The sequence below is a fragment of the Kribbella aluminosa genome (assembly GCF_017876295.1).
Lineage (GTDB): Bacteria > Actinomycetota > Actinomycetes > Propionibacteriales > Kribbellaceae > Kribbella > Kribbella aluminosa.
The window spans coordinates 1,437,103-1,450,063 of the sequence record NZ_JAGINT010000001.1 but is presented as its reverse complement, the minus strand read 5'-3'; the positions used below and the strand labels follow the sequence as shown (position 1 = coordinate 1,450,063).

Below are 12,961 nucleotides of genomic sequence, written 5' to 3'. Positions count from 1 at the left end.
ATCAGGTCGACTCGGGGTCGAACGGCGGCTTGGCGCCGGCCGGGAGGCGTTGCTGGGTGCTGTCGCTCATCTCGGTGACCGACTTGACCTCGTCCTCGATCGGGTCGAGCAGGTGCTTGCGGACGAAGTTCTTCGGGTTCAGGTCCTGAAGGTCGAGGTCGGCGTACTCCGGGCCGAGCTCGTTGCGCAGGTCGGTCTGCGCGTTGTTCACCAGCTGCCGGACCTGGCGCAGCACGCGGCCCGCCGTCCGGGCGAACTCCGGGAGCCGATCCGGCCCGAAGACGAGTACGGCGACGATCGCGATCACGACCAGTTCCAGCGGTCCGATGCCGAACATGTCCTCACCTCTCCGTACGTTCCCGGGCCAGCCTATCCCCAGACCGGCTGCAGCGCCTCAGCCGATCTCCTGGCCGAGAGTGAGCGTAACCGTGCGGGAACGTCCGGCGCGCTCGTACGCGAGCCGGACCGCCTCGCCCGGCTGATGCGTGCGGATCGCGACGATCAGCACCTCGGCGCTGTCCACCGCCTGGTTGTTGAGCGCGGTGATCACGTCACCGACCCGCAGCCCGGCCCTTGCGGCCGGCGACCGCGGGGTCACCGCGCTGACCCGGCCGCCGCCCGCGAACGTCATGTCGACGCTGGCCCCGATCACCGGGTACGACGCCTGACCGGTGGCGATGAGCTGCTGCGCGGTCCGCCGGGCCTGGTCGATCGGGATCGCGAACCCGAGCCCGATGCTGCCGCTCTGCCCCTCGGTGGCGCCGCGGACCGTGGCGATCGCGGAGTTCACCCCGATCACCCGCGCGTTCATGTCGACCAGCGGACCGCCCGAGTTGCCCGGGTTGATCGCCGCGTCGGTCTGCAGCGCGCTGATGTACGACGACGCCTGGCCGGTGTCGTCGCCGGTCGTCACCGGCCGGTTCTTCGCCGAGATGATGCCCGAGGTGACGGTGCCGGCCAGCCCGAGCGGCGAGCCGATCGCGACCACGTCCTGCCCGACGATCGCCGCCTCCGACCGGCCGAACTGCACCGAGGGGGCGGTCAGCCCGGCTACCTGGACGACGGCCAGGTCGTACGCCGGCGAGCGACCGACGAGACGGGCGGTCGCGGTCTTGTTGTCGTTGGTGACGACCTGGATCGAGCCGCCCTTGGCCGCGGCCTCGACCACGTGGTTGTTGGTCAGGATGTGGCCGACGTTGTCGATCACGAAGCCGGATCCGGTGTCGTTGGAGTTGTCCGCGCCCTGGACCTTCAGCTGGACGACGCTCGGCAGCAGGGTGGCGGCGACCGCGGACACCGAGCCCGTACGGATCCTGGGGTCCGCGCCGGTGCCGATCGGCGGATCGGGCTGCTGGGCGATCGGGGCGTTGTTCCCGTCCAGGGCGACCACGACGGTCGCGGCACCGGCGCCGGCGAGGACGCCGATGACCAGGGCGACCAGGGCGGCGATCGTGACCACCCGGTTCACCTTCGGCGGCTCGGACGTGTACGAGCGGGCCTGCTGCTGGTGCCAGTCGGCCGGTGGCGGCGGCAGGTACGCCGGACGGTACGGCGGCAGCTCGGTCGGCCACGCCTGCCCCGGGTAGAGCGGGCGGAAGGTCCCCTGCTGCGGCTCCGGCCGCCCGAAGCTGCGCTGCGTGCTGGAACGACCACCGTTCGTCTGCCGGTAGGCGGCATCCGACCCCGGCGCCTGCAACGGCATCGCCCCCGCCCCGGGCACCGGCGGCGCCAACGCCGACACCCCCGACCCGGCCTCCGGAGCGGGCCCGGCGGCGGTAGACCCGTTCGCCTCGAGATGCGGGGCGGTGGGGCCGTTCGGAAGCGGTCCAGGGGAGGCAGGGGTGGTTGGCTGGGGTGCGGTTGGTTCCGCGGTTGCCGGGGTTGGAACTGTCGGCTCGGCGTCGTCGCTCATGTGACGGTCCCCGCCTCACGTCTTCGTCGTGGTCGTCGGTCGGAAGCCGCCCAGAGGTAACCGGAGGTGCTTCCAGATGTGATTATCCCAGCTTCGGGGACAGTGCACCCATCGGAGTGAGCCAGGTCGCGATTTTGGCCAGCCCGGTCCCCAGCCGCTGGATCGCGGACAGCTTCTCCGGCAGGTCGTGCGGGAACGACCTGACCACCTGTCCGAGCTGGTCCGGCGGCAGGTCGCCGATCAGCGTGTAGACGATTCCACCGGACGACCAGACCACGTACGACGGCATCCCGTACCGCAGGTAGACACCGGGACTGTCGGTGGTGCTGTACCCCTTCACCGCCGACGGGTCGAGGGCGCCGCGCTGCTCGAACAGCGACACGTTGAACAGCCCGTCCGAGTACGAGAACTGCAGGGACCCGTTGGTCGTGTCCTGGTGCACGTCGTACAGCTTCAGTGAGGCCGGCAGGTCCGGTGCGCACACCCAGCCCGCGGAGCGCAGCTCGTCGACCTTGCCCATGCCGACCGCCTCGACACCGCTGGGCAGCATCGGGGGCAGGTGGCCGAGGAACTCGGAGCTCTCGATGTGCAGCTCGGTGAAGACGGTCGCGCGCACCATCGTCTTGCCGTCGGGGCTGAACAGCTGGCGCTGAAGCAACAACCCGGTGGCCTTGTCGATCCAGAACCGGGCGGCCAGCGTCTGGTCGTCCCGCAGGGCCTCCACCAGGATCGCGGCCCGGCCGATCAGGTCGGTGCAGCACTTGTCGACCAGCTGGTACGTCGACTGCAGCAAGGCCAACGGCCCACCGTCGATCGCGGCATCCGTCGTCGTCGCCCGCTGCACGAACGCCTTGGCGCCGGGCGCGGACGACCCGAGCACGCTGATCTCGGAGCCCTGCGACGCCGCGTGCAGGATGTCGAACATCGCCGAGCTGGCACCCTGCGGTCCCCAGGCGGTGATGATCTGCGTGCCGTGGTACGAGACGTGGTTCGGCGCGGCGGCCGCTCTGCGCAGCCAGCTGACCGCGGTGGGCGAGTCGGCCTTGGAGACCTCGGGTACGGCGGCAGCGGACGTGGGCAGGCCAAGACCGATCAGGGCAGTGCTGACCAGCATGGCGAGCCGCGACAGGCTCACCGGTCAGCGCCCGGTCAGGGCCACCGGCCGCAGCGTCGAGCCCAAGGTCGGGCCCAAGGACGGGCCCAAGGACGGGCTCAGCCCGGCGTACCCCGTCGGGCTGTACGTGCTCATCAGTGCGACCGGGTCCGCGAACGGCGCTCCGCCGGACGTGGTCGCGTGGTCGGAGGAGAAGCTCGCGACCGGCGGCTGCAGCGTCGGCGGCTGCTCCGAGCGGGACGGGTCGCCGACGACGAACGCCGTACCCAGCAGGGAGGCCACGGCCGCGGCCGAGCCGGCTGCCCCCAGCACGCCGGCGCGGCGGCGGGAGCGCGAGCGGGCGGTCCCCGGCCGGGTGCCACCTGTCCGCCCGGCCGGGAACGCCGACCGCTGCGGGAACAGGCTGACCGCCGGCGTGAGCACCGGGCGGACCTCCTCCCGCGGCTCGGTCGAGAACGACGAGACGCCCATCAGGCGCTGCATCAGGTCGGTCGGCTCGTCCGGCAGCTCCAGCGCCGCCATCCGCGCCTTCAGCCGGCGCTGCGCGTCCACCTCGGCACGGCAGGTGTCGCAGCCGACCAGGTGGCTCAGGACCTTGTCCCGGGAGTCGTGGTCGAGCTCACCGTCGACGACCGCGCTCAGCTTGTCCAGCGGGTGCGTCATCCGAGGTCACCCCCGTCGAACAGTCCGTCGGTTGGCGGGCCGCCGACACGGGTCTGGCCGGACCGCGGGGCCCGGTGCTCCAGGTGCTTGCGCAGCATCGACCGGCCGCGGTGGATCCGGCTCCGGACGGTGCCGAGCTTCACGTCCAGGACGTCGGCGATCTCGTCGTACGTCATGCCCTCGATGTCGCACAGCACGACGGCGGCGCGGAAGTCCTCGGGCAGGGCGTCCAGCGCATCCTGTACGTCGTGGTCGAACAGGTCCGAGTCCAGCTTCTCGGCCGGCCCCTCGCCCTTGGCCGGCAGCCGGTCGTGGGCGTCCTCGGGCAGGCCGTCGAAGCGGATCCGCTGCTTGCGGCGGGCGCCGTCGAGGAACAGGTTCGTGGTGATCCGGTACAGCCAGCCCTCGAAGGTGCCCGGCGTGTACGACGACAGCGAGCGGAAGACCCGGACGAAGACCTCCTGGGTGAGGTCCTCGGCGTCGTGCTTGTTACCGGTCAGGCGGTACGCCAGGCGGTAGACGCGGGCCGAGTGCGTGCGGACGATCTCGTCCCACGACGGCAGCGCGTCCGCGACTGGCTGCGGGGCCGGCACCGTCGAGGTGTCGAACGGCTTCACCGCAACGCCTCCCTGGGTCCTCTCGGCAATAAGCGTGAAGGCCATGGTGCCGCGGTCACCGTCCTCTGCGCACGTCGGGAAAACCCGGGTTGGACCCTGGTTTGTTCGTACGACGGCTCAACGCGGCGCCGCGACCGGAAGTTCCCGGCCGTGGCCCTCACCTCTGAAGACGCGTAGGAGGTCATTTCGGTTGAATCAGTTCTCGTCGATCACGGCAATCGGGTCGCCGTCGCGGACCACTTCGCCCTCGGCGACCTTCAGTTCGGTGATGGTGCCGGCCACCTCGGCCAGCACCGGGATCTCCATCTTCATGGACTCCAGGATGACCAGGGTGTCATCAGGTCGCACCGTGTCCCCGGCCTTGGCCGTGACCTTCAGCACGTTGGCCACCAGCTCGGCCAGCACGGTGTGACTCAACTCGCACTCCTTCTCGTCTCCCAGGACCGATCCTAGGCGTGCGGGCCGAGGTCGGCGCAGGTGCCCCTCGGGCAGCGGTTCCAGGGCACCTACGCCGAGTCAGTGGGCGGCTACCGGGCGGCTATTTGGCGGCGGCCGGGTCGAGCCGGATGGCGTTGAACAGGGCCGGGTTCTTGGTCTCCGCGACCCCCTTGCCCCAGCTCAGCCAGCCACGGCGGCCGGTGCCGTCGTTCTCGTTGACCACGACGGTCGCCGACAGCAGCCGGTCTTTGGCCGCGAACCCGAGCGTGCTCCACGGCACCGCGATCTCGTACGTCGTGGTGTGCGCGGCCTCGTCCCGCACCACCTTGGCCTGAACACCCGGCGGCACACCGGCCTGGCTGGTCGGCGTCCAACGCCAGGTGTCCACCGGACCGGCATCCGTCAGCGCAACACCGATCTCCTGCGCCGCGGTGGCTTCACCGGGCGCACCGGCCGTCATACCGAGCTGGATCCCGTCCCCGCCCCAGATGTTGCCGCCACGGTTCGGCTGCGAGAACACGTCGTCGGTGATCTTGGCCGACAGGTACAGGTTCTGGTCGTCGTGGGTGAGCCACAGCTTCCCGGACAGGTCGCTAGGGCCGCCCCAGCCGGTAATCGGCGGCGTACCGGTGCCTTCCAGCGCGATGGCGGGCTGCTTGGCAACCACTGGGTCGATGACCCCGTCCAGCGTGACCGTGTGCCGCTTGGCGACTGTCAACGAGCTCGCAGGCGTCAGGGTCCCAGCCGAGGTGATGGACGCCTCCCCCGCTCGCCGCAGAGTCGCAGACCAGCTGGAAGGACCTGTCAGGGTTAGCGGCACGTCCACCTCTCGCGTGGCATTCGCACCGATCGTGCACCCCGCCAGCAACGTCCCGGACGCCGTACCCGACACCCAGTCCAACCCAGCAACTGCAATGGCGTGGGAGGACGCATTGGTGACCCGGAATCGCAACAGGTTCTTCCCACTCCCGTTGAGCACGTGAGAGGCGGTCACAGACAGCGGTGGGGTCGCGGTGCCGGTCGTAGACACGAGGGCGACGGCCTGCCCGTCAACGCTGAGCTTTGCGGTGTACGTGCGGGCACCGGTCGAGTCCTGGGCCGGGTAGGAGACCGCTGCGGTAGCAGTCGCGCCAGCAGCAACCGAACCACTCGTCTCAGCTCCACCAGCCGAGACCGTGAAGGAGTGCGCAACCGCATCCGGGTTGCTGAACGTCACCGTGCCCGTAGCCGGGTCACCTGCGATCTCAGGTGCCACCGACAGCCCGAACCGGTTGGACGGCGCCACCCCACTGATAGCACCCCGTGCATAGAACGGGTCAGGCCCTGCACTCACCCACACATGCCCTCCGGCGTCAGCCGTCAGCGTGGTCGTCTCGCCGTACAGGCTGGTGATCTGAACCTGTGAGCCGGCCGGCGCCGCCAGGTTCACCGGGCCTGGCGTCGTCGACCACACCGCATGCACGCTCTGTCCAGCACCGGCGTCGAACGCCACGTCGTACCCGCTGGTCCCGAAACGCGTCTGCCCGGTCAGGGGCAGCTGGTCGATCTGGCGTGCCAGTACGGCGGTGGCGACGTACGACGGTTTGGGCACCAGCGCACCCCGTGCGTCGAGCCGGTTGCGCACCAGGCCGAACCGGTGCTCGACGTTCGACGGGTCGTTGCCCGAGTCCATGAAGTTGTACGAGCTGTAGCGCGCCACACCGTTGCCGTAGGCCAGCAGCTGACCGCGGACCAGGTCACGTGCCTGGGCCGGCTCCGACACCGCGCTGGGGTTGGTGCCGGTCGCCCAGCCCTGTTCGGTGATGTAGATCGGCTTGGTGGAGCCATGCGCGGCCATGATGCTGCGAATGGTGTTCACGTACGCCACCGAGGCCTCAGGGTCCAGCGGCTGCACGTACGGGTGGATGGTCACCGCGTCCACGTAGTCCAGCCCGCCGAGGTCCGCGAACTTGGTGAACCAGCCCTGCCAGTCGTTGATGACCGCCAGCGACGGACCCGTCAGCTTCACGTCCGGGTGCTTCGCCCGTACGGCGGCGCTCACCGTCTTCAGCAGCGCGACATAGTTCTCCGGGCTGGCCTTGGCGGCGCCGTTCGGGTCCCGCAGGTTCCACTCGTTCCACAGCTCGTACGTCGTGTGGTCGGTCCCGAACTCGTCAACAGCCGCCACGGCGTACCGCGTGAAAGCCGCACGCTGTTCGTCGGTCGACGGTGCCTCGTCCGGGTAGTACAGCGAGTTGCCGTAGTCGAGGATGTTCAGGAAGTCCACGTGGTTGGCGTCCAGCGCGGCCTTGTAGTTCTTGACGTTCTGCGGGAACTGGATGACGCCCTTGGTGGTCTCGGCCGCCGCCCAGAACGCCTCGTCGCGCGCGGTCGAGATACCGCCGTTCGCCAGCAGCGGTACGGCGTCCAGACCGGGGTTGGCCATGCCCCCGAACCCCAGGGCGGTGGCCGTGCCGATCCGGGTGTCCGTGGACGCGGAGAAGTCGTGCGGCGTCAGTACGGCGAAGTCGGTGCCGCCGAGCGTCGTCGTACCGTCCGCGGCGACCGCCCTCAGGTCGGTCTGGTACCAGCCGGGCGTACTGATCGACAAGGGCAGCTGGCCGTTCAGCGTGGCGGCTGCGGCGGAGCCCTTGGCGACCTCGGTGCCGCTGGCGTCCCGCACCGTCCAGTTGACGGTGGCTGCGTCGGTGCTGAAGCCCAGCTTCACCTGCTGCCCGACGGTGAAGGTGTTGCCGACCGTGGTCGGCGTGATCGTGAGTGTCGGCGCAGCGGTGGTCGCGGCGCGGGCGGGTGACTGAAGTACGGCGGCCAGCAACAGGCCGGCCGTGAGAACACTGACTGCGCCGGTACGGCGACGGGTCATCGAGTTCTCCTCTCAGGGGAAGCGAAAGCGGTTTCGCAAATCACACCCTGATGCCCGGTGCGCCCCGTGTCAACGGCTCGGAGCTGACTACGATGGGGAAATGGCCGACCAGGTGATCACGCTGTCCGATGTCGCCGCCGCGGCCGGTGTCTCGCTGTCGACGGCGTCCAAGGCGCTGAACGGCACCGACCGGATCTCCGAGGCCACCCGGGAACACGTCCGGCTGACCGCGAACCGGCTCGGCTTCCGGCACAACGCCCTGGCCCGATCGTTCGCCCGCGGCCGCAGCCAGACCATCGGCGTGCTCACGCACCGCGCGTCGAACCCGTTCACCCGCGTGGTGCTGGCCACCGCCGCCACCGAGCTCGGCGCGAAGGAGCAGGCCATCCTGCTGTACGACGCCCGCATGGACGAGCAGCACGACGTCACCGAGAGCATCCTGCAGCTGCGCGCCCGCCGGATCGACGGCGTGATCGTGATCGGTACCAGTACGTCGTTCCGTACCCCGTCGCTCACCAGCCGGTTCGACGTCCCGGTGATCAACGCGTTCACGGTCCCCGAGGATCCGCAGGACACCACGATCACCGCCGACGACTTCGCGATCGGGCGGCTCGCGATCAGCCATCTGCTGGCCGGCGGCCGGCGCCGGATCGCGCACCTCACCGCGGAGCCGCACGACATGGCCGCGCAACGCCGGGCCGAAGGCGCCGGGCAGCTGCTCGCCGACGCCGGACTCGAGTGGGCGGCACCGGTCCGCTTCGGGCGCTGGCGGGAGGAGTGGGGTGAGCAGGCGGCGGCCGAGCTGCTGGCCGAGGTCCCCGACGTCGACGCGATCTTCTGCGGCAGCGACGCGATCGGCCGCGGTGTCGAACGGGTCATCCGGGCCAGCGGCCGGCAGGTGCCCGGTGACGTCGCGCTGATCGGCGTCGACAACTGGGAGAGCCTGATGCACGACCAGCGCGGCACCCGGCACCTGACCACGATCGACGTGGGTCTCGAGGAGATCGGCCGCCGGGTCGCCAACCGGCTGCTCGAAGGCGACCTCGAGCCTGGTGTCCAGTACGTCGAACCTCACGTGGTCGTCGCGGACACCGTCTGATCTTCCTGGTGGATCGAGTACTGCGGGCGGAAGCCGAGCAACTCCTGCGCCCTCGTGGTGTCGACCAGTGAGGCGCGTCCCTGCACAGGTCGCCGCAGCGGGACCGCGGGGGCGTACTCGCGCAGGAGCTCGTCGGTAGGCCGGTCGACGAGGATGTCGTCAGCCGCCAGCCCTACGACGTGCGCCCCGGCCGCAGGTGACTCCAGCGCGGCGACAATCGCCCGTACGCCGTCGCGCAGGTCCAGGTACGCCCAGCCCTCCCGGGCCATCATGGACGGGTCCCGCTCGGCCATGGCCGCGAACTTGAGCAGCTCCTCGCGGCTCTTGACCAGTGGGAACCGCAGTGCGATGACGTCGGTCCCCCAACGCCGCCAGGCCATCCGTGCACTCTGTTCGTCGACGCTTTTGGACAAGGAGTACGCGTCGGCGATGTCAGCCTCCACGTCCTCGTCCAGCGGGTAGTACGCCGGGGTCACGTCGTTCACGTTCATCGGTACGCCGAACGCGTTGATGCTGCTCGCTATCACGGCCCGCCGTACCTCCAGCTGCCCCGCCTGCGCCAGCACGTTGAACGTCGCGGCCACGTTGTTCTCGAACACCTCCTCCGGCGTACCGAGGCTGGGGTGCGGAATGGCCGCCAGGTGCAGTACTGCGTCCACACCGTCGAGTGCAGCGGCCACGTCCGTCGCTGACCGCGCATCACCGACCAGTGGGCGGTCTGCCGTACTGGTGTGGTCGTAGCGCAGCGACAGGCCGGTCACGTCGTACCCGGCCCTGCTGCAGACCGATGACCGCGGCACGGCCGATCGAGCCGTCAGCACCGGTGACAAGAACTCGTTTCACGCCTTGATTCCGCCCGACAGACCCACGCCGCGCAGGAAGGCCCGCTGGAAGACCAGGAACAGCAACACCGGGATCAGCAGCGCCAGGAACAGCCCCGCCAACTGGATGTTGAGCTCCGTCACCTTGGCGATCTTGGGCAACGCGACCGAGACCGGCTGCAGATCCGGATTCGTCAGCACCAGCAGGGGCCACAGGTAGTCCTTCCACGAAGAGATGATGCTGAGCAGCACGACCACACCGAGGATCGGCCGCGACAGCGGGAGCACGATCGACGTGAACACCCGGAGCGACCCCGCACCGTCGATGCGCGCCGCTTCGAAGTACTCACGAGGGATGCTGTCGAAGAACCGCTTCACGATCAGTACGTTGAACGCACTGGCCGCAGGTGGCAGCCAGACCGCCCAGAACGTGTTGGTGAGGTTGGTGTGCACCAGAGGCAGCTTCAGCACGGTCAGGTACAGCGGGACGAGCGAGACGATGTGCGGGACGAACAGCGTGGCCAGGATCGCGGCGGACAGCAGCACGCCCCAGCGCGGTCGTAGCACGCTCAGCACGTAGCCGGCCGTCGTACAGACGATCAGCGACACAGCCGCCGTACCTGCTGCGATGTAGGCGGTGTTGCCGAGGTAGTAGCCGATGTGGCCCTGTTGCCACGCGGTGCCGAGGTTCTGCCACTCCACGCGCCCGGACGGGAACCATCCGAGCGGTGAGCGGATGCTGTCCTGGGTCGGCGAGATAGCTGCCTTGAGCAACCACAGCATCGGCCCCAGACCAGCAACGAGCAGCCCGATCAGTACGACGACCTGTCCGATGACGAACGGCACCCGTACTCGTGAGAGCTTCCGGTCCGCGTCGGACAGCGCACTGCGCTCCGCACTCACTCGGTACTCCAACCACGTGTCGCCAGCTGGAAGACAGCCGACAGTACTGCGAGTACCAGTGCCAGGAGGACGCTCAACGCAGTGGCTGCGCCGTAGTCCCCATTGACGAAGGCGTAGTTGTAGATGAGCAACAGAATCGTCATCGTCGACCCCTGTGGTCCGCCACCGGTGAAGAGCAGTGGCTCGGTGAACAGCTGCATCGTCCCGATCACCTGAAGCAGGAGCATCAGCAGCAGTACTCCCCGTAGGTGCGGCAGCATGACGTGCCACACCCGGCGTACGACTCCGGCACCGTCCAGCTCGGCCGCCTCGTAGAGGTCAGCGCGTACGGACGTCAGTGCGGCCAGGTAGATGATCACTGCGTTGCCCGCACCGGCCCAGGTGGCTTCCAGCACGATCGACGGCATCGCTGACGACGGACTGTCCAGCCACAGGTACGGTCCCAGCCCGACGGTGCCGAGGATGCTGTTGAACATGCCGGTGGGCGACGGGTCGTAGAAGAACCGCCAGAGCAGGATGGCGACCACAGGCGGCGTGATGACCGGCAGATAGGCCAGCGTGGTGTAAAGCCACGACCTACCGCGCAGCTCGGACAAGAACATCGCCAGCAGCACCGGCACCGGGAAGCCGAACAGCAAAGCCAGCAAGGTGAACCAGAGCGTGTTCAGCGACGCCTGACCGACTCCAGGGTCGGTCAGCACGTACCGGAAGTTCTCCAGCCCGACCCACTTGACCGGATCGACCAGGTTGGTCTGCTGCAGGCTCATCACGAGGCCCTTGACGATCGGGCCCCACGAGAACACCAGGAAGACCAGGAGTACCGGCAGCGCGAACAGCACTGCCGGTACTCCGTTGCGCAGACGGCGGAGCAACTCAGCGCCCGAGCTTCGCGTCCACGGTGCCCGCGGCCTTGGTGAGCAGCGAGGCGATGTCGGCCTTCTCGTTGCCCAGCACGGTCTGCACGACCGGGTCGAGCGCGGCGTACACCTCCTGAGCCTTCACCGGCGGCTCAGGGATGATCTTCTGGTCGGCCGCCACCTTCGTGTACGGAGCGAAGTTCTCCAGCGGCACGTTGACGTACGGCTTGATCCAGGACTGGTACTTCGAGTACTGGCCGGCCGCGACCACCGGCAGCCCGGGTACGCCGACCGGCAACTTCGCCGCCACGCCGTTCTTGGCGCTCTTCACCGCGGCGGTCTCGTCGACGTACCTGTTCAGGTAGTTGAACCTGATCCACTTGATCGCCGCCGCCTTCTCGGCGTCGGTGGCACTCGGGCTGACGATCTGCACGCTGCCACCGGTCAGGGTGCCGTGGTCGCCGCCCTGCTGCGGCATCGGGCCGATGCCGAGCGCGGACGCCTTCAGGCCGTTGATGTCGACCAGCGTGTGGTACGCGTCCGGAGCGGACATGTACATCCCGATCTTGCCGGCCGCGAACGCCTTGGAGATGCCGTCGATGTCGTACAGCACCGCCTGGCCCATCGACTTGTCCACCCACTTCATGTCGTGCAACGCCTGCAGCGCGGCCTTCGACGGCGCGTCGTCGAACGCCGCCTTGCTACCGTCCGGGTTCTCGATCGACCCGCCGAACGCGTACGTCTGGGTGGTGAACATCCAGCCGCCGGTGTTCTTCGTGGTCATCTGCGCGTAGCCGGCCTGGCCGGTCTTCTGCGCGATCTGCTTGGCGTCCGCGCGGACCTCGTCCCAGGTGGCCGGCGGCTTGTTCGGGTCCAGCCCCGCCTTGGTGAACAGGTCCCGGTTGTAGACCAGGCCGACCGAGTAGGCGGCGGTCGGGACCGCGAACACGTTGCCGGACCGGTCCTGGGCGATCTTCAGCACGTTCGGGTTCAGCTGGTCCAGCAGGCCGTCGTCCTTGAGCACCTTGGTCAGGTCGGCGACCTGCTTGCGGGCGATCATGCCCTGCGGCTCGGTGAACGGCACGTTCAGTACGTCGGGGAGCTGCCCGCCGGCCGCCTGCGCCTGGAACGTGGTCGCGTCCCAGATGGTCTCCACCGGCTTCAGCTTGATGTCCGGGTTGGCCGTCTCGAAGTCGGCCACCTTCTGGTCGAACTGCTTGCGGTTCTCCGGATCGGAACTCGGCGGCCGGTCACCGACCGTGATCGTGACCTGTCCGCCTGGGCTTGTTCCGGTACCGGAACCACCGCCCGCGGACGGTGCACTCGAGCAGGCCACGAGCAGGAACGGCACGGAAAGCCCTGCAGCACAACGGATTGCAAACCTGTTCATCGGAACTCCTCTGCGGGGATGTCGGTCGGCAGGCCGACCGTTCCGCACGGTAGCGCAAGCGCTTTCGCAAATACCAGACCTCAAGCGAAACTGCTTTCGCAACAAGTTGGTATCGGTCCACCCGAAGCGGTGGAAAGAGGTGCCGGGCAGTCAGGCAAGTGGAGCGGCGTGGCCCTGACGTCGGGCGGCGGCGTGACCAGGTCCGGGCGGTCGGCAGCGGTCGCGCTCTGATCCTCGCGGGCACCGGCCTCCTGCCCGCCACCTCCTCGGCCGCCTGCCCGCCC

General features: G+C 68.9%; 12 protein-coding genes. 1 reads left to right on the top strand and 11 read right to left on the bottom strand.

The genetic code is table 11. The features are described from left to right. Position 1 precedes the first annotated feature (1 nt). The 7 genes from JOF29_RS07240 to JOF29_RS07210 form a co-directional block, all read right to left on the bottom strand. Entirely contained in the window at positions 2–337 is a 336-nt protein-coding gene (locus JOF29_RS07240; protein ID WP_209693450.1) for a sec-independent translocase, read from the bottom strand. A 57-nt stretch (positions 338–394) separates the two neighbouring features. Further along, entirely contained in the window at positions 395–1,912 is a 1,518-nt protein-coding gene (locus JOF29_RS07235; RefSeq protein ID WP_209693449.1) for a trypsin-like peptidase domain-containing protein, read from the bottom strand. Positions 1,913–1,994: 82 nt separating this feature from the next. Beyond that, positions 1,995–3,047 (bottom strand): transcriptional regulator, encoded by a 1,053-nt coding sequence (locus JOF29_RS07230; RefSeq protein ID WP_209693448.1) that lies wholly within the window; start codon positions 3,045–3,047, stop codon positions 1,995–1,997. A 3-nt stretch (positions 3,048–3,050) separates the two neighbouring features. Beyond that, a complete protein-coding gene (locus tag JOF29_RS07225) occupies positions 3,051–3,689 on the bottom strand; it encodes an anti-sigma factor family protein (protein WP_209693447.1) in 639 nt (212 codons plus the stop codon). Continuing rightward, positions 3,686–4,351: an RNA polymerase sigma factor SigE gene (gene sigE, locus JOF29_RS07220; protein WP_209693446.1), complete on the bottom strand. Its 666-nt coding sequence runs from the start codon at positions 4,349–4,351 to the stop codon at positions 3,686–3,688. The genes JOF29_RS07225 and sigE overlap by 4 nt, the downstream gene beginning before the upstream one ends. Positions 4,352–4,501: 150 nt before the next feature. Then, on the bottom strand, positions 4,502–4,711 hold the full coding sequence (locus tag JOF29_RS07215) for a biotin/lipoyl-binding carrier protein (RefSeq protein WP_307863193.1): 210 nt from the start codon (positions 4,709–4,711) through the stop codon (positions 4,502–4,504). A gap of 133 nt (positions 4,712–4,844) precedes the next feature. Next, positions 4,845–7,607, bottom strand: a complete 2,763-nt coding sequence (locus JOF29_RS07210) for a sugar-binding protein (protein WP_209693444.1) — start codon at positions 7,605–7,607, stop codon at positions 4,845–4,847. Between the two features lie 100 nt (positions 7,608–7,707). Here JOF29_RS07210 and JOF29_RS07205 point away from each other — a divergent pair, with 100 nt between their 5' ends. After that, on the top strand, positions 7,708–8,706 hold the full coding sequence (locus JOF29_RS07205) for a LacI family DNA-binding transcriptional regulator (RefSeq protein WP_209693443.1): 999 nt from the start codon (positions 7,708–7,710) through the stop codon (positions 8,704–8,706). Here JOF29_RS07205 and JOF29_RS07200 read toward each other — a convergent pair. From JOF29_RS07200 to JOF29_RS07185, 4 genes are read right to left on the bottom strand one after another with little or no spacing between them, the layout of a single operon-like run. Beyond that, positions 8,679–9,506 carry an NAD-dependent epimerase/dehydratase family protein gene (locus tag JOF29_RS07200; protein ID WP_209693442.1) on the bottom strand — a complete coding sequence of 276 codons (828 nt, stop codon included), beginning with the start codon at positions 9,504–9,506 and terminating at the stop codon, positions 8,679–8,681. The two genes, JOF29_RS07205 and JOF29_RS07200, sit on opposite strands and share 28 nt — an antisense overlap. A gap of 39 nt (positions 9,507–9,545) precedes the next feature. Further along, complete coding sequence (locus JOF29_RS07195) at positions 9,546–10,430, bottom strand: carbohydrate ABC transporter permease (RefSeq protein WP_307863192.1); 885 nt, start codon at positions 10,428–10,430, stop codon at positions 9,546–9,548. Then, on the bottom strand, positions 10,427–11,269 hold the full coding sequence (locus tag JOF29_RS07190) for a carbohydrate ABC transporter permease (protein WP_307863191.1): 843 nt from the start codon (positions 11,267–11,269) through the stop codon (positions 10,427–10,429). Before JOF29_RS07190 ends, JOF29_RS07195 begins: the two co-directional genes overlap by 4 nt. A gap of 34 nt (positions 11,270–11,303) precedes the next feature. Then, positions 11,304–12,677, bottom strand: coding sequence for an extracellular solute-binding protein (locus JOF29_RS07185; RefSeq protein WP_209693441.1), 1,374 nt, complete (start codon positions 12,675–12,677; stop codon positions 11,304–11,306). Between the last annotated feature and the right edge of the window lie 284 nt (positions 12,678–12,961).